This window comes from Micromonospora sp. NPDC007220, assembly GCF_040634035.1.
GTDB classification, from domain to species: domain Bacteria; phylum Actinomycetota; class Actinomycetes; order Mycobacteriales; family Micromonosporaceae; genus Micromonospora; species Micromonospora reichwaldensis.
This window is the reverse complement of sequence record NZ_JBEYEU010000001.1, coordinates 1019359-1040412: the sequence shown is the minus strand read 5'-3', so window position 1 is coordinate 1040412 and position 21054 is coordinate 1019359. Positions and strand designations below refer to the sequence as shown.

Here is a 21054-nt window from a genome sequence, read left to right as displayed (position 1 = left end):
AGGCCCGGATAGCCCGAGTCGCCCCGATAGCCTGAGGGCGATGGCTACGGTCCGCGACACCACGTACGACCTGCTCCGTGCCCTCGGCCTGACCACGGTCTTCGGCAACCCCGGCTCCACGGAGGAGCCGTTCCTGCGCGACTTCCCGGACGACTTCCACTACGTGCTCGCCCTGCACGAGGCGTCGGCCGTCGGCATGGCGGACGGCTACGCGCAGGCCACCGGCGGGGCGGCGCACGTCAACCTGCACACCGCGCCCGGCACGGGCAACGGCATGGGCAACCTGGTCACCGCGTGGCACAACCGCACCCCGCTGATCGTCACCGCCGGCCAGCAGACCCGGGAGATGCTGCTGATCGAGCCCCGGCTGGCCAGCCGGCGGGCCACCGAACTGCCCCAGCCGTACGTGAAGTGGAGCCACGAGCCGGTCCGCGCGCAGGACGTCCCGGCGGCGTTGATGCGGGCGTACGCGACGGCGGTGCAGCCGCCCGCCGGGCCGGTCTTCCTCTCGCTGCCCCTCGACGACTGGGCGCAGCCGGCCGACCCGCCACCGCCGGTGCGTACGGTGGCGACCCGGTTCGCGCCCGACCCGCGCCGGCTGCGCGAGTTCGCCGCCGTGCTGGCCGCCAGCCGCGCGCCCGCGCTGGTGCTCGGCGCGGCCGTGGACCGGGCCGACGGCTGGCCCGCCGCCGTGGCGCTGGCGGAGCGGCTCGCCGCGCCGGTCTGGTCGGCGCCCGCGCCGGAGCGGGCCGCCTTCCCCGAGGACCACCCGCACTTCCGGGGGGTGCTCCCGTTCGCGATGGGGCCGCTCTCGGAGGCGCTGGACGGGCACGACACCGTGCTGGTGGTCGGCGCTCCGGTCTTCCGCTACTACCCGCACGTGCCGGGCGACCACCTGCCCGCCGGGGCCCGCCTGCTGCACGTCACCGACGACCCGGACGAGGCGGCCCGCGCGCCGGTGGGCGACAGCCTGCTCGCCGACGCCGGGCTGGCCCTGGCCGCCCTGGTCGACCTGCTCCCGGCGGCGGACCGGCCGGCGCCGCCGGCGCGCCCGGATCCGCCCCCGCCGGTGGACGGGCTGCCGTTGGCCCCGGACGCCCTCTTCGCGGCTCTGGCCCGGCACTGGCCGGCCGACGGGATCCTGGTCCAGGAGTCGCCGTCCAGCCTGCCGGCGCTGCGCCGCCGGCTGCGCGCCACCCGCCCCGGGTCGTACTTCACGATGGCCAGCGGCGGCCTCGGGTACGGCCTGCCGGCGGCGGTCGGCATCGCGCTCGCGCAGCGCGACACCGGCCGGGGACGGCCGGTGGTCGCGGTGATCGGGGACGGCTCGTTCCACTACTCGGTGCAGGCGCTCTGGACCGCCGCGCGGCTGCGCCTGCCGCTGGTCGTGGTGGTGCCGGTCAACCAGCAGTACGCGATCCTGAAGGCCTTCGCCGAATTCAAGGACACCCCGGGGGTGCCCGGGCTGGACCTGCCGGGGCTGGACATCACCGCGATCGCCCGGGGCTACGGCTGCACGGCCACCGTCGTGGAGACCCCGGAGCAGCTCGGCGACGCCCTGGCCGCCGGCCTGCGCGCCGACGGCCCGACGGTGCTGCCGGTGCCGGTCAGCACCGAGGTGCCCCGGCTCCTGTGAGCCGCCGCCCGGTCGCTCCCGTCAGCGCGTCGCGAGGCGCAGCGGCGCGCCGGTGAGCACGTCGAGGATCGGCCGGTCGCCCAGCGGCGCCTTCAGCGTGGCGGTGACCGGTTCCATCTTCAGCATCGCGTTGCACACGCCGGTGGCGCGGATCACACTGCCGCCCACCACCACGACGTCGTCGCGCTCCTGCACCATCGGGGTGATCCCGGTGTCGCAGGTGCCCACGCCGAGCCGCCAGGTCAGCTCGGTGCCGTTCACGGACTGGACGTCCTGTGCGCCGACCAGGCCCTCCGGGGCCGGGCGGGCGGGCGGGGCGGGCTCGGGCGGGGCGGTGACGGCCTGCGGCGCCACGGCGAGCCGGGCCACCGGCGCGGTGATCTCCTCGACGGTGAACAGCCACGCCGGCACCTGCGCCTCGCCCCGGCTGGTGCGCACCGGCGCGGTGCCCAGCTTCACGGCCGTGACCGTCAGCGGGACGCAGGCGGTCTGCGAGTTGCTGCTCACCGGGCCGTCGGGCCCCGGCTCGATGGTGGGGCCACCACCGGGGAGCTTGGTCCCGGGGTCCTTGGGGCGGCCGTCGCACGGCGGCGGATCCCCCTGGTCCAGCTGCCCGTACGCGGTGGCGGCGCTGACCAGCGGGACGGTCAGCGTGCCGTCCGGGAACTTGATGGTGCCGTCGGCGGGCTGCGCGACGGGCATTGTTACCTGGTCGCGGTACCAGCCGTTGAGGAAGGCCATCTTGGTCTCCCCGGTGAAGCCCGGGTCGCCGACGAGCACCGTCGGGTCCTGCATGGGCACGTAACCGGACTTCCACGCCGGAAGCGGTCGCCACGAGTCGGCCACCTCGGTGGCCCGCTGGGCGAAGGCGTCCTGACGCGGGTCGGAGGCGACCGGGTCGACGGCCGGGTCGGAGCCGGCCGGCGCGCACCCGGCGACGATCATCAACAGCGGAAGGCCCAGCAGGGCGGCGGTACGGCGCATGTGGGTTGGACGCCGGTACGTCCACGCCGGTTCCCCCTGGTCAGGTCTCTCCGCCGAGATCCGTCTCGTACGCCTCCCAGAGCAGGTCCGCGCCGCGCTGCCGATGCCGGGCGAGGGCCCGTAGCAGGTGCGCGGCCCGACCCAGGAGGTCGTCGAGCGAGGCGTCCGGCAGCTCCGCCGCCTGCTGGAGGGCGCTCAGCGCGGCGGTGATGGCGACGTGCTCCCGGGCCAGCAGCCGCACCCCGCGTTCCAGCCGGGGCGCCTGGCCGAGCACCTCGGCGTAGAGGCCGGCGGGCCCCTCGGTGACCCGGACGTGCTCCGTGAAGCCCCGTCGCACGGGGCCGAGCCCCACGAGGAAACGCTCCCGCCAGCGCGGTCCGGCCGGCGCGACGGCCAGCGCCCGGGCGAGCGGGTGCAGGCCTCCGGGCGGGGTGCCGGGAGGCCGGCGCGCGGCGGGCGGCCGGAGCCCTCCGGGCGGGGTGGGCGGCTGCTGGATCGGACCGGTGACCATGGGCACCTCCCGCGTCGCGTCTGACCGCGTACAGCGATGGTGGACCCGCGCGTCCGCCCTGTCCAGAGGCGGGACGGACCTCATCGGTCCCATCCGCCCCTCCTGTCCCGTGCGACCCGGGCGCCCCAGGCCGACCAGTCCCGACACGACGATGCGCCCCGGTCCGGTGGACCGGGGCGCATCGTCTGGTGGTGGAGGTGCCGGGAATCGAACCCGGGTCCTTCGCCGGTTTGTCAGGGCTTCTCCGAGCGCAGCTCGCTGTGCCTCTACTCGGCCCCACCGCTCACGCGAGCAAGTTGGTGTGACGGGCCCAGTCGCTGATTGATCTCGCCGCACGGACCCCGCGACCGGGTCCGATTGGCCAGCCTTCTAGCTGATGCCGGCTAACTGGGTCGAAGGCGCTCCCAGGCCGACAGACTCACTACTCGCCTCAGGCGGCGAGAGCGAAGTCAGCGCGATTGTTCTTGGCGCTTATTGGTTTCCGACGACCGATTCTCGAGACGACGTCGGCTTCCTCGGCTCGCTTCCCCTGTCGCTGCGTACGAAGTCGAAACCAGTCACCCCCTCGACAGGCCGCCGATGTGGCGGCACTGACAAGCGTAACGCCTGCCGCAACGGGTTTCATCCCGAGCCCCCGGCGGGCGCGCCGAACCGGACAGGACGGACACCTCAGTCATCCATGCCCTTGCCACGCCGGCCGGCGACCCGGGCGATCTCCCGGTCCGCGTCCCGCTTGGCGAGGTCCTGCCGCTTGTCGTACGACTTCTTGCCCTTCGCCAGGGCGATCTCCACCTTGGCCCAGCCGTCGGAGAAGTAGACCTGCAACGGCACCATGGTCAGGCCGCCCTCGCGGGTCTTGCCGATCAGCCGGTCGATCTCCAGCCGGTTGAGCAGCAGCTTACGGGTCCGCCGGGGCTCGTGGTTGGTCCAGGTGCCCTGCGTGTACTCGGGAATGTGCATCCCGTGCAGGTAGAGCTCGCCGTTGCGCTCCTGCGCGAACGCGTCGACCAGCGACGCACGCCCGGCCCGCAGTGACTTGACCTCCGTGCCGGTCAACGCCATGCCCGCCTCGTAGGTGTCGAGGATCGCGTAGTCGTGCCGGGCCTTCTTGTTGGAGGCGACGACCTTGCGTCCCTTTTCCCGTGGCATCGGCGCCACCCCCTTCCGGTGATCCGCGCCGGACGTGACCGGCCGCGGGGCGGAGATCATGCTACCCGAACGGCAACGGCCCTCCCGCGCCGTTTGTTCCTGGCGCAGAAGGGCCGTCGTCGAGCCGTACGGGCGTCAGACCCGCAGGTAGAAGCGGAGGGTGACCCAGGCGGTGACCGCGCTGACCAGGCCGCCGACGCCGGCCATCAGCGGGAACATGAACAGGATGTCGCCCCAGCCGATCGGGGAGAGCAGGCCCTGCAGCGCCTGGAGCGACCCGTCGAAGAGTAGGTACTTGGCCGCGATGAGGGCCACCAGGCCCAGCAACGAGCCGATCAGGCCGGCGACCACGGCCTCCAGCACGAACGGCGCCTGGATGAACCAGTTCGACGCGCCGACCAGTTTCATGACCGCGACCTCACGCCGCTTGCTGTACGCGGCCACCTGGATCGTGTTGGCGACCAGGAGCAGCGCGGCGACGGCCATCACGATCGCGGCGGCCAGGGCGATGTTCTGGATCGCGGTGAGGATGTCGAAGATCTTGTCCAGCAGGCGACTCTGGTCGACGATCTCGTCGACGCCCTCGGTGTCCTTGTACTGGTCGTAGATGTTCTTGTACTGCTCGGGATTGTTCAGCGTGAGCCGGTACGACTCGGGCAGGCTGTCCGCCTTGACCGCGCTGAGCAGGTCGGGAGCGTCCTGGAACATCTCCTGGAAGCGCTTGTACGCCTCCTCCTTGTTGACGAAGATGACCTCCTTGACCAGCGAGTCGGCCTTCAGCTTCGCGTCCAGGGACTCACGCTGCTCGGGGGTCACCTCCTGTGTCAGGAAGATCGAGACCTGGATGTTCTTGTAGTAGAGGTCCTTCATGTCGTCGACCTGGCGGTACATGAGACCGCTGGCGCCGAGCATGGTCAGCGAGACCGCCATCGTGATGATCATCGCGATGGTCATGGTCACGTTGCGCCACAGTCCGACCAGTACCTCGGACAGGACGTATTTCACGCGCATCGGGATTTCCTCCGGGTCTCCGGCATGAGGTGTTCGTCGTCAGGCTGCGCAGGGGTGGCGTCGACTCAGCCGTAGACGCCGCGGGCCTGGTCGCGCACGATGCGGCCGCTCTCGATCTCGATGACCCGGCGGCGCATCTGGTTCACGATGTTGGAGTCGTGCGTGACCATCACGACGGTCGTGCCGGTGCGGTTGATCCGGTCCAGCAGGCGCATGATCTCGATCGAGGTGTCCGGGTCCAGGTTTCCGGTCGGCTCGTCCGCGAGCAGGATCAGCGGACGGTTCACGAACGCCCGGGCGACGGCGACCCGCTGCTGCTCACCGCCGGAGAGCTCGTGCGGGTAGCGGTGCTCCTTGCCACCGAGTCCGACCAGCTCCAGAACCTCGGGCACGACCCGGCGGGCGACCGCCTTGGTCTTGCCGATCACCTCGAGGGCGAACGCCACGTTCTCGTACGCGGTGCGGTTCGGCAGCAGCCGGAAGTCCTGGAACACGCAGCCGATGGAACGCCGGAAGTGGGGTCGCTTCCAGGAACGCATCGACGTGACGTCCTTGCTGTTGACGACGACCCGGCCCTTGTTGGGCGCGACCTCGTGCAGCAGCAGCTTGATGATGGTGGACTTGCCGGAGCCGGATGGACCGATGAAGAAGACGAACTCGCCCTTCTCGATCGAGACGGACACGTTGTCGAGCGAAGGCCGGGACGCCTTCGGGTACGTCTTCGTCACTTGCTCAAGCTGAATCACGGGTCGTGAGTCTACGCGGTGTAACCGGGGAGCCAAGCCCCACGCCCCGCCGTTGCGAGTCGCGTCATCCAATTCGGGCGTACCGGGAAGATCGACGACGCGCTCCGCCCACGGTTGATCACGCAGCGTCGCCGGCGAGCTGCTGCTGCTTGCGCCACCGGATGCCCGCCTCGAGGAACTTGTCCAGGTCGCCGTCGAAGACCGCGGTCGGGTTGCCGGTCTCCTGCTCCGTCCGGAGATCCTTCACCATCTGGTACGGGTGCAGGACGTACGAGCGCATCTGGTCGCCCCACGCGCCGGTGGTGTCCTTCTTCAGGCCCTGGAGCTTCGCCTGCTCCTCCTGGCGCTTGACCTCCAGCAGCCGGGCCTGGAGCACCCTCAGCGCGGACGCCTTGTTCTGCAACTGGGACTTCTCGTTCTGGCAGGTGACCACGATGCCGGTCGGGATGTGTGTGAGCCGCACGGCGGAGTCGGTGGTGTTGACGCTCTGCCCACCCGGGCCGGAGGAGCGGTAGACGTCGACCCGCATCTCGTTCTCGGGGATCTCGATGCTGTCGGTCTGCTCGACCACCGGCAGCACCTCGACACCGGCGAAGCTGGTCTGCCGGCGCCCCTGGTTGTCGAAGGGGCTGATCCGCACCAGCCGGTGGGTGCCCGACTCGACGCTGAGCGTGCCGTACGCGTAGGGCACCTTGACCGTGAAGGTGGCCGACTTCAGGCCCGCCTCCTCGGCGTAGGAGGTCTCGTAGACCTCCGTCGGGTAGCCGTGCCGCTCCGCCCAGCGCAGGTACATCCGCAGCAGCATCTCGGCGAAGTCCGCCGCGTCCACGCCGCCGGCGCCGGCCCGGATGGCGACCAGCGCCTCCCGGGAGTCGTACTCGCCGGAGAGCAGGGTGCGGACCTCCATCTCCTCGATGGCCTTGCCCAGCGTGGCGATCTCCGCCTCGACCTCGGTGAGCACCCCCGGGTCGGACTCCGCCTCGGCCAGCTCCAGCAGCACCTTGGCGTCGTCGAGCCCGGAACGGAGGCTGCCGAGCTTGCTGATCTCGCTGTTGACGTACGACAACTGCGAGGTCACTTCCTGGGCCTTCGCCTGGTCGTCCCACAGGTCGGGCGCGGAGGCCTCCTGCTCCAGGCGGTCCTTGTCCGCGCGCAGCCGGTCGATGTCGAGCACCGCCTCGATGTTGCGCAGGGTGGCGTCGAGGTCCTTGAGCTGTTCGGCGTAATCGGCAGCGGTCACGACAGACAAGGGTACTGCTCGTGCGAGGAGTGAGCTTGCGAGCCCCGCAGTCACGAGCCAAAAAAGACCCAGCTCGTGCGAGGAGTGAGCTTGCGAGCCCCGCAGTCACGAGCCAAAAAAGACCCAGCTCGTGCGAGGAGCGGGCCTGCGAGCCCCGCAGTCACGAGCCAAAAGATCCCGGTGGGAGGCCCTGTGGTCAGGCGACCGGGGCGCTCTTCAGCCAGGACAGGGCGGCCTTGTGGTAGGCGACGGCGAACTCCAGCGCGCTGGCGTCGTACGCGTCGCCCTCCTTCTTGGCGTTCTTGACCTGCTCCCGGACCTTGGCCAGGGCCTCGGTGTGGTAGTCGTTGGCCGCGGCCTGGAGGTTCTTGAGCTGGCTGGCCGAGTGCAGCTCGCCGAAGGCGATCCGCAGGGCGATCGGGTTGCGGATGGTGTCCCGCCCCGGCTCCTCGGCAAGCCAGCGGGAGAATGTCCGTTTTCCCGCTGCGGTGATCGCGTACGGCTGGCTGGAGCGCGGGCCGGGCTTGCCCATCCGGACCAGGCCCCGCTCGGCCAGCACCGGCAGCTCCCGGTAGACCTGACTACGCGTCATCGACCAGTACGGCGCCAGTCGGCGCTCGGCGGCGGCCATCAACTGGCCACCTGTCATGGGGCCCTCGTGGAGCAGCCCGAGCAGGGCCGCCGCCGTGGGGTTGACTCCGGAATCCGCCATGCCCCTCACGCTGCCACTTTGCCGACGCGGCGTCCAGGATTTGGCATTTTCGCCACCCGGTCGGGTTCCTATGTGCACTGTCGGCGCGAGACAGTCCGCCAGGGAGGCGCGGAACGGTCACAGTCGGCTACGCAGCTCCCACAGCTCCGGGTAGAACCGGGTCTCCACCCGGGAGCGCAGGTATGCCCCACCGGCCGAGCCCCCGGTGCCGGGCTTCGTGCCGATCTGCCGCTCGGCCATGAGCACGTGCCGGGCCCGCCACAGCGAGAACGCCTGGTCGTGGGCGACCAGCGCCTCAGCGAGGTCCCACAGCGGCCCGAACCGCTCCCGGTCCCCGGCGATGGTGGCGTACGCCGCGAAGCGGGACTCATCCTCGGTGACGTCGAAACCGGCCCGGCCGAGCACGGCCAGGAAGCCGTCCCAGAGGCTCGGCTCGGCCAGCCGCCGCTCCAGGCGCTCCCGCTCGACGTCGGGCAGGCCTCGGAAGCGGCGCAGGTAGTCGGGGTCCTTCAGGCCGGAGAGGAACTCGATCTCCCGGAACTGGGCGGACTGGAAGCCCGAGGCCGGGGCGAGCTTGGTGCGGAAGGCCAGGAAGTCCTGCGGGGTCATCGTGTCGATCACGTCGACCTGACCGATCAGGACCCGTTCCACCACGTGGCAGCGCTCCAGCCGCACCCGGGGCAGGTAGGTCTCGCCGTCCAGCATCCGGTCCCGGGCGTCGGTCAGCTCGGAGAGCAGCAGCTTGAACCACAGCTCGTAGACCTGGTGGATGGTGATGAAGAGCAGCTCGTCGTGGGAGGCCGGGTCGGACTCCGGCACCTGGGCGGCCAGCAGGTCGGCCAGCCGCAGATAGTCGGTGTAGGTGAGCAGGCCACCCTGCTCGCCGAAGTGGGGATCCTGCGCGGGGGTGGGGTGGGTCACAGCGGCCACGGTACCGCCGCCGACCCACCCCCGCCCGCCGGCAAGGAAGGGCCCCTTCCGGTACGCGAGGCGCGCGGAAGGGGCCCTTCCCTGCACCTCAGCCCATGTGAGGGTAGGTGTGGTCGGTCGGCGCGACGAAGGTCTCCTTGATCGTCCGGGGCGACATCCACCGGACGAGGTTGTGCCAGGAGCCGGCCTTGTCGTTGGTGCCGCTGGCCCGGGCGCCGCCGAAGGGCTGCTGCCCGACCACCGCGCCGGTCGGCTTGTCGTTGATGTAGAAGTTGCCGGCGGCGTACCGCATCTTCTCGGCGACCGCGTCGACCACCCGGCGGTCCGTCGCGAAGATCGACCCGGTCAGGGCGTACGGCGCGATCGACTCGGCCTGGTTGACCACGTCGTCGAAGCAGCCGTCGTCGAAGACGTGCACGCCGAGGATCGGCCCGAAGTACTCGGTGGTGAACGTCTCGTGCGCCGCGTCGGTGCACTCGAACAGCGTGGGCCGGACGAACCAGCCGACGGAGTCGTCGGCGGTGCCGCCGGCGAGGACCCGGCAGGCGTCGTCGCCGGAGATCAGCTCCAGCGCGGCGCGGTGCCGGTCGAACGCCTTGGCGTCGATCACGGCGCCGCCGAAGTTGCCGAAGTCGGTGACGTCGCCGTAGGTGAGGGACTCCGCGGTGGCGGCCAGCCGGTCGCGCAGCCCGCCCTCCCACAGCGACCGCGGGACGTACGCCCGGGACGCCGCCGAGCACTTCTGGCCCTGGTACTCGAAGGCGCCGCGGATCAGGGCGGTGTGCAGGGCGTCGACGTCGGCGCTGGTGTGCGCGACGACGAAGTCCTTGCCGCCGGTCTCGCCGACCAGCCGGGGGTAGCCCCGGTAGCGGGAGATGTTCTCGCCGACGGTCCGCCACAGGTGCTGGAAGACCTTCGTGGAGCCGGTGAAGTGGATGCCGGCCAGGTCCGGGTCGGCGAGCACCACGTCGGAGACCTCCTCGCCGCGCCCGGTGACCATGTTGATCACGCCGGGGGGCAGGCCGGCCGCCTCGAACAGCCGCATGGTGAAGTGCGCGGCGAACTGCTGCGTCGGGCCCGGCTTCCAGACCACGGTGTTGCCCAGCAGAGCCGGCGCCGAGGGCAGGTTGCCGGCGATGGCGGTGAAGTTGAACGGGGTGACCGCGTAGACGAAGCCCTCCAGCGGGCGGTGGTCGAAGCGGTTCCACACCCCCGGCGACGACATCGGCTGCGCCTCGAGCAGCTCCCGGGCGAAGTGCACGTTGAACCGGAGGAAGTCGATGAACTCGCAGGCCGCGTCGATCTCGGCCTGGATGACGGTCTTCGACTGGCCGAGCATGGTGGCCGCGTTCAGCGTGTCGCGCCACGGGCCGGCGAGCAGCTCGGCGGCGCGCAGGAAGATCGCGGCCCGCTCCTCGAACGGCAGGGCCCGCCACATTCCGGCGGCGTCCTTGGCGGCCTTCACGGCGGCGCGGGCGTCGTCGTGGGTGGCGTGTGCGGTGACGCCGAGCACGTGCGCGTGCCTGTGCGGCTGCACGACGTCGATCGACTCGCCGCCGGCCATCCGCTGCTCACCGGCGATGGTCATCGGCAGGTCGATCCGCTCGGCGGCCAGCTCGGTCAGCCGCCGCTGGAGCCGTTCCCGGTCGGCACTGCCCGGCTCGTAGTTGCGGACCGGCTCGTTGCGCGGCTCGGGTACGGAGAACACAGCGTCCATCAAGGCTCCTGGCGATCTCGACAGCGGTGGCGAAACCGGACCCGCGGGCACCGGCCGGGTGACCGGCGCCGAACGCCGTGCCGGGTTGACCGGTCACGGCAGCGGGACCTCTCCCCGATTCTTTCACGCCCCACCCTCGGCCCTCCCACCCCGCGCGGGGCGGGCGACGGGGGCGGGCGTGGTGGACGCGTACGCTGGGTGGCCGGTGAACTGCCGGCCCACCGGGGCCGGGCGTCCGTCGGAGGGAAGACGATGACCAAGCAGCCCGGCAGCTCCGCAGCCGCGGAGTCGGACCGGTCGGCGCCGGCCGCCGACGAGGTTCCCGAGACGACGGACGCCATCGGGGCCACCGCCGCCGCCACGACGGACGCCGCCGGGAACACCGCCGCCGAAGCGCAGGACGCCGCCGGCACCGCACCGGTGGACGAGACCGACGCGACCGGGGCCGGACCCTCCGTCGACCCGCGGGGCGGGACGGCGCTGCCGCTCGCACCCGGTGCGCCGGTGCTGGCGCTCCTGGCGCTCGGGTGGCTGGCCGCGATGCTCTGGTCGACCCGCGAGGTGATCAGCTCCGCGGCGGCCGGGCTCACCGCCATCAGCCTCTCCGCGTTCGCCCTGCCGGGGGTGATCTCGGCGGCGCTGGTCGCCGGCGCCGGCTTCGCCCTCTTCGGTGTCGACCTGCTCGCCCGCCGGGGCAGCGAGCGGGTCACCCTGCGCTTCGTGGCGGCGATCGGCACCGGCCTGCTCGTCGGGCTCGCCGCCGCGTTCGCGATCAACCTGACGTACGCCGACAACGCGACCACCAACGTGATCGCCGCCACCACCGCCGCCGCCGCGACCGTCGGCGGGGCCGTCGCCGGCGCGCGTAGCGGATCCGTGGTCGGGGCCGTGGTGGCCGCCGCCCTCGGCACGCTGATCTTCGTGGTGGCCTTCAGTCGGGCCCGCGACCCGCTCTTCGACCTGTTCGGCGGCGGCGACGGTCAAGAGTCGCTGCTGAGCGCGGCCAAGTGGGTGTCCCGCACCGAGTCCCTGCTCGCCGGCCTGGTGGCCGGGCTGCTGGCCTTCGGGTACCTGACCCTGGCCCGCCGCCGGGCCGCCCGGCTCGACGCGGCGGCGCCCGCGCCCCGCTGGCCCGCCTACCTGCTGGCCGGCGCCGGCCCGGGCCTGCTCCTGATCGTCGCCGAGGTGATCATCCGGGTCGGCGGGCGGTCCCTGCTCGACCTGGCCGGGGCGCTGAGCGAGGCGGACGCGGTGGCCCAGACCTCGCTGGGCACCTCCCGGATCGACAACGCCATCTGGGTGCTCTTCGTGGGCGCCCTGACCGCGATGATCGCCTTCGGCCGCACCCTGGGGCCGGCCCACGCCGACGACGACGAGCCGGTCGAGGCCGCCCCCACCCGCTGACCTCGCGGCACCCGCCCCGCCCCCGCCGCGCCGGCACCGGCCGTCAGGCTGCGCAGGCGGCGCGCGGGAGGTCAGGAGGTGGCGCGGAGCAGCAGGTCCAGCTCGGTGACGTCGTACCACTCCAGCTCGTGGTCCTCGGCGCCGTCGACCGTGAACTGCGCGTCCGGGTCGCCGGCCAGGGCCTCGGTGACCGCCTCCGCCGCAGCGGACACGTCCTCGACCGCGTCGGCGCCGTCCACATGGACGGCCGCGACGGCGCCCACCGGCACGGGAGCGCTCAGCTCGACCGCGCTGGAGCCCAGCTCCCCGTCGCCCCGGCCCACGGCCGAGGCGGGCAGGTCGACCGAGACGACGATCCGGCGGCGGGGCGCGTCGGGGTCGGCCCGGAGCAGCTGCAACGCGTCCTGGGCGGCCCGGGTGAAGGCCACGTACTCCAGCTCCTCCTCGTCGCCCTCGGCGTACCACTCCCGCAGGGTGGGGGTCACCGCGTGCGCGGCGGCCACCGGCAGCCCGGCGCCGCGCAGGAGGGTCAGCATCGGGACGGTCGCCGGCACGTACACCCGGACAAGCTCCTCGGTCACCGGTCGTCTCCCCCGCTCAGGTCCCTGCGCCGGCTTCCGCCGGCCCCGGCCGATCATGCCCTATCGCCGTGACCGTCATACACCGCGCACCTTCTGCGGTGGAAGCGTCCCACCGGTGTGTCCCGGGGCGGGTCGGCGCAGGTCGCGCCCGGGCGGCTGGGCCATGTCGGCCGTCGGTGGCAAACTGAAGCAAACGACGCCAACCCCGGGGGTTTCCGTGGAGCCGAGGTTCCTGCTGCTCTCCGACGTGGCCACCGAGCTGAACGTGTCGGACTCGCAGGTCTACCACATGGTGCGCAGCGGCGAGCTGCCCGCGATCAAGATCGGCGGGCGCGGCCAGTGGCGGGTGGAACGTGCCCGGCTGGAGGAGTACATCGAGCGCAAGTACGCCGAGACGGCCGACTGGGTGCGAAGCAACCCGCTCGCAGACCGCGACCCGGAGTAACCGGTCCGATCCGCAGGGGCATTGACCGTGAGCTCTGCCGTGCCCGAGAATGGAGCCTGTCGAAGGCAAACGAAGGCAAACGCAAGATCGTGGGAGGTTTCCGGATGACCGATCACCGCCGACCCGGGCCGGCGCGGCCTCCCGTCCGGCTACGCCCCGCCCCCTCGTTCGAGCCGTCGTTCACCGACGACGACGCCGCCCACTGGCCGGCCCCGGGCCACGCCCAGCTCGTCCTCGACCTCTTCGAGTCGTCCCGACGCGACGCCGACCGGCCGCCCGGCCGACGACAGCGGCCGGTACCGACCGGCCCCGGCCGTCGGCCCGTCGCCCCGCTGCCACTGGACGCGCTGGTGACCGCCACCCCCGAGGCGACCCGGGCCGCGCACCGGTTCGTCCGCACCTGCCTGGAGGTGCTCAACGGCTACCGCTCGCCCGGGCAGCTCAGGCCGCTGCTCGACCCGGCGCGCGCGGCCGGGCTGCTGCCCGAGCTGGCCCGCGCCACCGCCCGCTCCGGCCCGCTCCGCCGCCGGTCGACCCGCCCGGCCGTACGCCTGCTCCGGCTGCGGGTCTGCGAACCGCGCACCGCCGCCGTCGAGGTGGCCGCGGTGCTCGCCGGCACGGGCGGGCGCACCTGGGCGATGGCGCTGCGCCTGGAGCACCGCCGGGGCAGCTGGCTCTGCACCGCCCTCCAGGTGCTCTGAGCCACCGGGCTCCGGCCACGACGTGCCGGGGTGCGGGCCGCGCATGGTGCCCACCCACGAGCCCGGGGCGGACCTGGTGCGCGCCGACCCGGCGGTCGCCGAGGTGCGCACGCCCGGCCCGGGTGGCCAGCCGCCCGGACGGCGGCCGAGACGGAAGCGAGCCGTGGTCCACGAGGACCACGGCTCGACTGCTCCGGCGGGCGCGCGCCCGCTCAGCTGCCGGTCACGCGCCGCCGTTGGGGGAGCCGTGGCAGCGCTTGTACTTCCGGCCGGACCCGCACGGGCACGGCGCGTTGCGGGACGGGCCGTTGCCGGCCTCCGCCTGCCCCGACGCCGCCCGCCGGTTGTTGCCGGCCGGGACGCCCGGGCCGCGCAGACCCGACGCCGGCCGCTGCGGCGCCGCCGGGGCGGTCGTGCCGGGCGCGGCCGGGGCGGCCGGTGCCGGACGACCGACGCCCAGCGCGGGCGCCTGCTGCTCGGCGTGCTCGACGGCCACCGCACCGGCGCCGGCCTCGCCGTCGATGGTCGGCGCGGAGTATTGCAGGCCCTGCTGCTGCGGGGCCCGGCCCAGGCCCTTGGCCCGGATCTCGACCGGCTTGTCGAGCAGCTGGACCTCCTCGGCCTCGGGCTCCGGCTCGTTGACCTGGACCTCGAGGTTGTAGAGGAAGCCGACCGTCTCCTCCTTGATGCCGTCCATCATGGTGGCGAACATGTCGAAGCCCTCGCGCTGGTATTCCACCACCGGGTCGCGCTGGGCGTACGCCCGCAGGCTGATGCCCTCCTGGAGGTAGTCCATCTCGTAGAGGTGCTCGCGCCACTTGCGGTCGATGACCTGGAGCAGGACCATCCGCTCCAGCTGGCGGGTGCCCTCCTCGCCGAGCTGCTCCTCACGCCGGTCGTACGCGGCGTGCGCGTCCTCCTTGAGGCGGGAGAGCAGGAAGTCCGCGTCGATGCCGGCCCGCGAGCCGCCGGCCTCCTCCTCCAGCTCCTCGATCGTGATGCCCACCGGGTAGAGCTGCTTGAGGTTGGTCCAGAGCTGCTCCAGGTCCCAGTCCTCGCCGTAGCCGTCGGCGGTGGCCCCCCGCACGTACGCGTCGACGACGTCGTCGATCATGTTGCGGACCTGGTCGGAGAGGTCCTCGCCGTTGAGCACCCGCAGCCGCTCGGCGTAGATCACCTGGCGCTGCTTGTTCATGACCTCGTCGTACTTGAGGACGTTCTTGCGGATCTCGGCGTTCTGGCCCTCGATCTGGGCCTGCGCGCTCTTGATCTGCTTGGTGACCATCTTCGACTCGATGGGCACGTCCTCCGGGATGTTGAAGCGCTCCATGACCGCCTCGACGGCGCCGGAGCGGAAGCGCTTCATCAGCTCGTCCTGGAGGGAGAGGTAGAACCGGGACTCGCCCGGGTCACCCTGCCGGCCCGACCGACCGCGCAGCTGGTTGTCGATGCGCCGGGACTCGTGCCGCTCGGTGCCCAGCACGTAGAGGCCACCGGCGGCGGCGACCTCCTCCGCCTCGGTGTCGCAGGCCTGCTTCCACTGGGGCAGGACCTCCTCCATCGCCTTGGCGTACTCCTCCTCCTGCTCGACCGGGTCGAGGCCGCGCTGGCGCAGCTCGTTGGCGGCGAGGAACTCGGCGTTGCCGCCGAGCAGGATGTCGGTGCCACGACCCGCCATGTTGGTGGCGACGGTGACGGCGCCCTTGCGGCCGGCCTGGGCGACGATCTCGGCCTCACGGGCGTGGAACTTGGCGTTCAGCACGGAGTGCGGGATGCCGCGCCGGCGCAGCAGCTGGGAGATGATCTCGGAATTCTCCACCGAGACGGTGCCGACGAGCACCGGCTGACCCATCGCGTGCCGCTCGGCGATGTCCTCCACCACGGCGTTGAACTTGGCCTTCTCGGTCTTGTAGATCACGTCCGGCCGGTCCTGGCGGACCATCGGCCGGTGGGTCGGGATCGTCACCACACCGACCTTGTAGACCTTGTTGAACTCGCCCGCCTCGGTCTGGGCGGTGCCGGTCATGCCGGAGAGCTTCTCGTAGAGGCGGAAGTAGTTCTGGAGGGTGATGGTGGCCAGGGTCTGGTTCTCCTGCTTGATCTCCACCCCCTCCTTGGCCTCGATCGCCTGGTGCATGCCCTCGTTGTAGCGGCGGCCGTGCAGGATGCGCCCGGTGAACTCGTCGACGATCAGGACCTCGCCGTCGCTGACGATGTAGTCCTTGTCGCGCTTGTAGAGCTCCTTGGCCTTGATGGCGTTGTTGAGGTAGCCCACCAGCGGGGTGTTGACCGACTCGTAGAGGTTGTCGATGCCCAGCCGGTCCTCGACCTTGGCCACGCCGCGCTCGGTGACGGCGATGGTGCGCTTGGAGTGGTCGACCTCGTAGTCGCCCTCGCCGTCCTTGCCGGCCTGGAGCCGGGCCACGACGCCCGCGAACTCGCCGTACCAGCGGGCGGAGTGCTCGGCCGGGCCGGAGATGATCAGCGGGGTGCGGGCCTCGTCGATCAGGATCGAGTCGACCTCGTCGACCACCGCGAAGTTGTGGCCGCGCTGGACCAGCTCCTCCTTCGACCACGCCATGTTGTCGCGCAGGTAGTCGAAGCCGAACTCGTTGTTGGTGCCGTAGGTGATGTCGCACTCGTAGGCGGCCCGGTGCTCGGTGGCCGGCCGGTTGGGCAGCACCACGCCGACGGTGAGGCCGAGGAACTCGTGCACCTGGCCCATCCAGGCGGCGTCCCGCTGGGCCAGGTAGTCGTTGACCGTGATGACGTGCACGCCGTTGCCGGAGAGCGCGTTGAGGTAGACCGGCATGACCGAGGTCAGGGTCTTGCCCTCACCGGTCTTCATCTCGGCGATGTTGCCGAAGTGCAGCGCCGCGCCGCCCATGACCTGGACGTCGTAGGGCCGCTGGCCGAGCACCCGGGCGGCCGCCTCGCGGCAGACCGCGAACGCCTCCGGCAGCAGGTCGTCGAGGGTCTCGCCGTCAGCGAGCCGCTCCTTGAACTGGTCGGTCATGCCGCGCAACTCTTCGTCGGTGAGGTTGACGTAGTCGTCCTCGATCGAGTTGACGGCGGCGGCGATGGCCTTGAGCCGGCGCACCATACGGCCCTCGCCCGCGCGGAGGACCTTTTCCAGAATCGACACGGATCAACGCTCCCCTAGACAGTCTCGAACCATCGTAGGCGCTCCATCGGCGCGATGGTCACTGGTGGCGGCCCTCCGAGCCGGCGAAACCGACATAACACGCCCGACTCACGCCGCCCCGCCGAAATCCGGTTACGCCGTCCGCGAACGGTCCGGCACGATGGCTCGGGTGGAACCTGTCGAGATCACCGAGGACGGCCTGTTGCTGCGACCCTGGCGGGCGACCGACGCCGACGCGGTACACCGGGCGTGCCAGGACCCGGACATCCAGCGCTGGACCACCGTACCGCGCCCGTACCTGCCCGGACACGCGCACCGGTTCGTGACCGAGGTGACCCCGGCGGACTGGGCGACGGGCGCCGGGGCGCCGTTCGCGGTCTGCGACGCCGCCACCGGCGAACTGCTCGCCTCCTGCGGGCTCGTCTCGATCGACACCGGCCTGCGCTCCGGCGAGATCGGCTACTGGACCGCGCCCTGGGCCCGGGGCGCGGGCGTGGCCGTCCGGGCCAGCCGGGCCGTCGCCCGCTGGGCGTTCGACGCGCTGGAGCTGCGCCGGCTGATCTGGCAGGCCGAGGTGGGCAACCACGCCTCCCGCCTGGTGGCGCTCCGGGCGGGCTTCCGCGTCGAGGGCCGGCTGCGGCTCGCCGACCCCGCCCCCGGCGGCAGCGCGGAGGGCTGGATCGGCTCCCTGCTCCCCGGCGAGGTGCCCGCCCCCGGGGAGACCGGTCCGGCCGGGCCGGGCACCCTGGAGGCCCGTCGCGCCGCCGTCTTCGGCGGGCCCCAGCCCGTCCTCTTCGCCACGGCCGGCGCCACCGAGTTGCGGCTGCGCCCGATGGAGGAGCGCGACCTGCCCGCGATCGTCGACACCTGCCGCGACCCGCAGACCGTCCGCTGGACCAGCGTGCCCGACCCGTACGAGCGGGCGGACGCCGAGTCGTACCTGCACTTCGGCCGTGGCACCTGGGCGGGCGGCACCAGCGCCTGCTTCGTGGTCGCCGACGGCGAGGACCGGTACGTCGGCACGATCGACCTGCGGCTCTCTTCCGCCGACCCGCTGCTGGCCGACGTCGGCTTCATGGCCGCCCCCGCGGCCCGGGGCCGGGGCTACCTGTCGGCCGCGCTGACCGCGCTCAGCGCCTGGGGCTTCACCACGCTGGGCCTGGCCCGGATCGAGTGGCGGGCCAACGTCGGCAACACCGCCTCCCGTCGGGTCGCCGAGAAGGCCGGCTTCACGGTCGAGGGCGTCGCCCGGGGCGGGCTCACCCACCGCGACGAGCGGGTGGACGTCTGGGTCGGCGCGCTGCTCGCCGGGGACCTGACGTGACGCCCGAGGTGATCGAGGCCGACGGGGTGCGGCTGCGGCAGTTCCGCCCCGCCGACGTCGCCGACCTGGCCGCCGGCTGCGGCGACCCGGTCAACCTGCGGTTCAACCCCGGCATGCCGCAGCCGTACACCGAGGCCGACGCCCGCTGGTGGATCACCGAGGGCGCCCCGGCGGCCTGGGCCACCGGCGGGGCCGCGTACGCCATCGCCGACCGGACCACCGACCGGCTGGTCGGCGGCGCGGGCATCGGCCAGGTCGTGCCGCCGCGCCGGCAGGCGGAGGTGGGTTACTGGGTCGCGCCGTGGGCGCGGCGGCGCGGGATCGCCAGCGCCGCGACGCGGGCCCTGGCCGACGCCGCGCTGCGCCACGGCGTCGACCGGCTGGAGCTGATGACCCACGCCGAGAATCCGGCCAGCCAGCGGGTGGCGCTCGCCGCCGGCTTCACCCACGAGGGGGTACGCCGGTCGGCCGGCCAGCTGCGCGGCGGCGGCCGGACGGACCTGCTCGCGTGGGTACGCCTCGCCGACGACCCGCCCGGTCCCGCCCCCCGGCTCCTGCCGGACCTGCCCGACGGCCGGCTCACCGACGGCGTGGTGACCCTGCGCCGGCTCGGCCCGGACGACGTCGACGTGATGTACCGCCTGCACACGCGGCCGGAGGTGGTGGCGAACCAGGCCCCGCCGGTGCCGCCGACCCGGGCGGCCGTCGAACGGCGTTGCCTGCTGGCCGAGAGCGCGTGGCTCACCGGCGCCATCGCCCGGCTGCTGATCGTCGATGCGGTCACCGGCGAGCCGGCGGGCAGTTGCGGGCTCAGCCTCTCCGACCCGGTGGCCGGTGAGGGCTCGGTCGGCTACGCGCTGCTGCCCGACCAGCGGGGACGCGGGCTGGCCACCAGGGCGGTGCGGCTCCTGGCCGGCTGGGCGTTCGGTCCGGCCGGGATCGCCCGGCTGGTCGCCGGCACCGTGCCCGACAACACCGACTCGCACGGGGTGCTGGAGCGGGTGGGATTCCGCCGGGAGGGCCTGCTGCTCGGGCGGCTGCCGGGACTGGCCGGCAGCCGCACCGACGACCTGGTCTTCGGGCTGCTCCCCGACGAACTCCGCTGACCCGCCCGCCCGCCCGGATCCGGCGTCGGGCGCCCCGGGCGGCGTCGATCTCGGGCGCCCGGCGGGACTCCCCGCCCCGGGCGGCCGTGGTGGCGGGTGGGCCGCCACCACGGCGCCGGAGGGTCAGACGGCGAGGGAGATGATTCCGTAGTCGTAGGCGTGCCGCCGGTAGACGACGCTCGGGCGGCCGGACTCCTTGTCCTGGAACAGGTAGAAGTCGTGGCCGACGAGTTCCATCTGGAACAGGGCTTCGTCGACGGTCATCGGCTCGGCGGGGTGCACCTTCTCCCGCGCGATGTGCCAGGGCTGGTCGTGTTCCTCCTCCTCGACCCGTTCGGCGACGGCGGTGGCCGTCCCGGCGCCGTCGGGGGACGCGCCCAGCGGCGCGTCGAGGCCGGCCACCGGCAGGCCGGCGGTGGCGGCGGCGACGGAGAGCGGCGCGTGCCGGCCCCGGTGGACGCGGCGACGGTCGGCCGCCCGGCGCAACCGGGTGTCCAGCTTGGCGATGGCCGCGTCGAGCGCGCTGTAGAAGTCGTTCGTGCAGGCCTCCGCCCGGATCACCGGGCCACGGGAAACGCAGGTGATTTCGACGCGCTGGCAGTGGTCGGCCTGGCGCGGATTGCGCTCGTGGAACAGCTCCACATCGACACGAATAAGTTTATGGTCGTAGCGTTCGATCTTCGCGAGTTTCTCCGCCACGTGCACCCGGTAATGATCCGGCACTTCGACGTTACGGCCCTTGACCACGATGTCCATGTGACCTCCCTAGTTCGGACGGTCGTTCGTTCCGGCATCCGGTCGCGCGCCCCTGGGGGAGGCCCCACTCGGCGTCGACCGGTCAGTGCGGCTACGCCTCCTTTCACCACCGGGGGTGGATGGAAACACCTCCTACCCCCGACACGAAAACGCTAACTCCTGTTCGCCCGACAGTCACCCCCGGTCGCCGGGACAGCCAACAATTTTTCACAGCTCATACACCAACGGGTGAAACGGAAACACGCACCGTCACAAAGTGCGCCGTCGCTCGGTCGCGGCGAGCACTGCGGCGACCGTCGGTGACAGTCCGCTCGCGGTCAGCGCCCGCCCCACCGCGGCGAGGGTGGACCCGGTGGTCAGGATGTCGTCGAGCACCACCACCGCCGCCCCGTCGGGCGCAGACGGGACCCGCGGGCGGACCCGGAAGGCCGCCTCGGCCGCCGCCGCCCTGCCGGCGCTGTCCAGCGTCACCGAGTCGGGGCGGGGCAGGGCCCGCAGCGGCCGCCGCACCCGCACCGGCCAGCCCGCCCGGCGCAGCCGGTCCGCGCAGTGCCGGGTCAGCCGGCCGAGGTGGTCGCCGTACCGGGCGCGGGCCGCCGCCGCGGTGTCCGGCACCGGCACCAGCGTCACCGGGCGGACCCCGCCCACCGCCGCCGCCACGACCTCGGCGAGCAGCGCCCCCAGCGGCCGGGCCAGCCCGTGCCGGCCGTGGTCCTTGTACGCCAGCAGCGCCTGCCGCAGCGGGCCCGCGTACGGGCCGAGGGCGACGCAGGGCGGCAGGTCGGGCGGGGCGGGAGTGGGTCGTACGGCCCGGGGGCGCAGCGCGCCGAGCACCGCCACGCACTCCGGGCAGACGCCGTGCCGAAGCCCCGGCCGGCGCTCGCGGCAACCGGCGCACTCCACGGGCAGCACCAGGTCGGTGAGGTCCGCCCAGAGCCCGCCGAGATCCCGCACGG

Annotated in this window: 19 protein-coding genes and 1 other RNA gene; 6 read left to right on the top strand and 14 right to left on the bottom strand. The window is 72.7% G+C overall.

Annotated elements, in window-relative coordinates:
• The first annotated feature begins 40 nt into the window (after positions 1-40).
• Positions 41-1636 (top strand): benzoylformate decarboxylase, encoded by a 1596-nt coding sequence (gene mdlC, locus ABZ573_RS04980; protein WP_327030557.1) that lies wholly within the window; start codon positions 41-43, stop codon positions 1634-1636.
• A gap of 21 nt (positions 1637-1657) precedes the next feature.
• Here the strand turns inward: mdlC and ABZ573_RS04975 are convergent, their stop codons facing one another.
• The 10 genes from ABZ573_RS04975 to pruA all read right to left on the bottom strand — a co-directional run bounded on the left by ABZ573_RS04975 (position 1658) and on the right by pruA (position 10636).
• Complete coding sequence (locus ABZ573_RS04975; protein ID WP_327030556.1) at positions 1658-2620, bottom strand: hypothetical protein; 963 nt, start codon at positions 2618-2620, stop codon at positions 1658-1660.
• Between the two features lie 40 nt (positions 2621-2660).
• Positions 2661-3131, bottom strand: a complete 471-nt coding sequence (locus ABZ573_RS04970; RefSeq protein WP_327030555.1) for a hypothetical protein — start codon at positions 3129-3131, stop codon at positions 2661-2663.
• Between the two features lie 189 nt (positions 3132-3320).
• Positions 3321-3696, bottom strand: a transfer-messenger RNA (tmRNA) gene (gene ssrA / locus ABZ573_RS04965).
• Between the two features lie 104 nt (positions 3697-3800).
• Positions 3801-4280: an SsrA-binding protein SmpB gene (smpB, locus tag ABZ573_RS04960; protein WP_088964850.1), complete on the bottom strand. Its 480-nt coding sequence runs from the start codon at positions 4278-4280 to the stop codon at positions 3801-3803.
• Positions 4281-4415: 135 nt separating this feature from the next.
• Positions 4416-5291, bottom strand: a complete 876-nt coding sequence (gene ftsX / locus ABZ573_RS04955; protein ID WP_151456889.1) for a permease-like cell division protein FtsX — start codon at positions 5289-5291, stop codon at positions 4416-4418.
• A 65-nt stretch (positions 5292-5356) separates the two neighbouring features.
• Complete coding sequence (ftsE, locus tag ABZ573_RS04950; RefSeq protein WP_091622236.1) at positions 5357-6037, bottom strand: cell division ATP-binding protein FtsE; 681 nt, start codon at positions 6035-6037, stop codon at positions 5357-5359.
• A 118-nt stretch (positions 6038-6155) separates the two neighbouring features.
• The gene (gene prfB, locus ABZ573_RS04945; protein ID WP_151456888.1) at positions 6156-7277 is read right to left on the bottom strand and encodes a peptide chain release factor 2; all 1122 of its coding nucleotides are present in this window, start codon (positions 7275-7277) and stop codon (positions 6156-6158) included.
• Between the two features lie 196 nt (positions 7278-7473).
• Positions 7474-7989, bottom strand: a complete 516-nt coding sequence (locus tag ABZ573_RS04940; protein ID WP_132233606.1) for a PadR family transcriptional regulator — start codon at positions 7987-7989, stop codon at positions 7474-7476.
• 117 nt (positions 7990-8106) lie between these two features.
• Entirely contained in the window at positions 8107-8910 is an 804-nt protein-coding gene (locus tag ABZ573_RS04935) for a tryptophan 2,3-dioxygenase family protein (protein ID WP_327030554.1), read from the bottom strand.
• A gap of 97 nt (positions 8911-9007) precedes the next feature.
• Positions 9008-10636: an L-glutamate gamma-semialdehyde dehydrogenase gene (pruA, locus tag ABZ573_RS04930; RefSeq protein ID WP_327030553.1), complete on the bottom strand. Its 1629-nt coding sequence runs from the start codon at positions 10634-10636 to the stop codon at positions 9008-9010.
• Positions 10637-10888: 252 nt separating this feature from the next.
• Between pruA and ABZ573_RS04925 the strand changes: the two genes are divergently transcribed.
• Positions 10889-12040 (top strand): hypothetical protein, encoded by a 1152-nt coding sequence (locus ABZ573_RS04925; RefSeq protein ID WP_327030552.1) that lies wholly within the window; start codon positions 10889-10891, stop codon positions 12038-12040.
• 71 nt (positions 12041-12111) lie between these two features.
• On the opposite strand, the gene ABZ573_RS04920 is transcribed toward ABZ573_RS04925, so the two are convergent.
• On the bottom strand, positions 12112-12621 hold the full coding sequence (locus ABZ573_RS04920; RefSeq protein ID WP_132233598.1) for a hypothetical protein: 510 nt from the start codon (positions 12619-12621) through the stop codon (positions 12112-12114).
• 217 nt (positions 12622-12838) lie between these two features.
• On the opposite strand from ABZ573_RS04920, the gene ABZ573_RS04915 reads away from it, so the two are divergent.
• Both ABZ573_RS04915 and ABZ573_RS04910 read left to right on the top strand, forming a co-directional pair.
• A complete protein-coding gene (locus ABZ573_RS04915; RefSeq protein WP_121396459.1) occupies positions 12839-13066 on the top strand; it encodes a helix-turn-helix domain-containing protein in 228 nt (75 codons plus the stop codon).
• 104 nt (positions 13067-13170) lie between these two features.
• Positions 13171-13767 carry an Rv3235 family protein gene (locus ABZ573_RS04910; protein ID WP_358115636.1) on the top strand — a complete coding sequence of 199 codons (597 nt, stop codon included), beginning with the start codon at positions 13171-13173 and terminating at the stop codon, positions 13765-13767.
• Between the two features lie 223 nt (positions 13768-13990).
• Here the strand turns inward: ABZ573_RS04910 and secA are convergent, their stop codons facing one another.
• Positions 13991-16912, bottom strand: a complete 2922-nt coding sequence (gene secA, locus ABZ573_RS04905; protein ID WP_358115633.1) for a preprotein translocase subunit SecA — start codon at positions 16910-16912, stop codon at positions 13991-13993.
• 160 nt (positions 16913-17072) lie between these two features.
• On the opposite strand from secA, the gene ABZ573_RS04900 reads away from it, so the two are divergent.
• Both ABZ573_RS04900 and ABZ573_RS04895 read left to right on the top strand, forming a co-directional pair.
• Positions 17073-18236, top strand: a complete 1164-nt coding sequence (locus ABZ573_RS04900; RefSeq protein ID WP_358115630.1) for a GNAT family N-acetyltransferase — start codon at positions 17073-17075, stop codon at positions 18234-18236.
• Positions 18233-19342: a GNAT family N-acetyltransferase gene (locus ABZ573_RS04895; RefSeq protein WP_327030550.1), complete on the top strand. Its 1110-nt coding sequence runs from the start codon at positions 18233-18235 to the stop codon at positions 19340-19342. Before ABZ573_RS04900 ends, ABZ573_RS04895 begins: the two co-directional genes overlap by 4 nt.
• A 123-nt stretch (positions 19343-19465) precedes the next feature.
• On the opposite strand, the gene raiA is transcribed toward ABZ573_RS04895, so the two are convergent.
• Entirely contained in the window at positions 19466-20098 is a 633-nt protein-coding gene (raiA, locus tag ABZ573_RS04890) for a ribosome-associated translation inhibitor RaiA (RefSeq protein WP_151457608.1), read from the bottom strand.
• A gap of 249 nt (positions 20099-20347) precedes the next feature.
• Positions 20348-21052 carry a ComF family protein gene (locus tag ABZ573_RS04885; RefSeq protein ID WP_358115626.1) on the bottom strand — a complete coding sequence of 235 codons (705 nt, stop codon included), beginning with the start codon at positions 21050-21052 and terminating at the stop codon, positions 20348-20350.
• Positions 21053-21054: the final 2 nt, after the last annotated feature.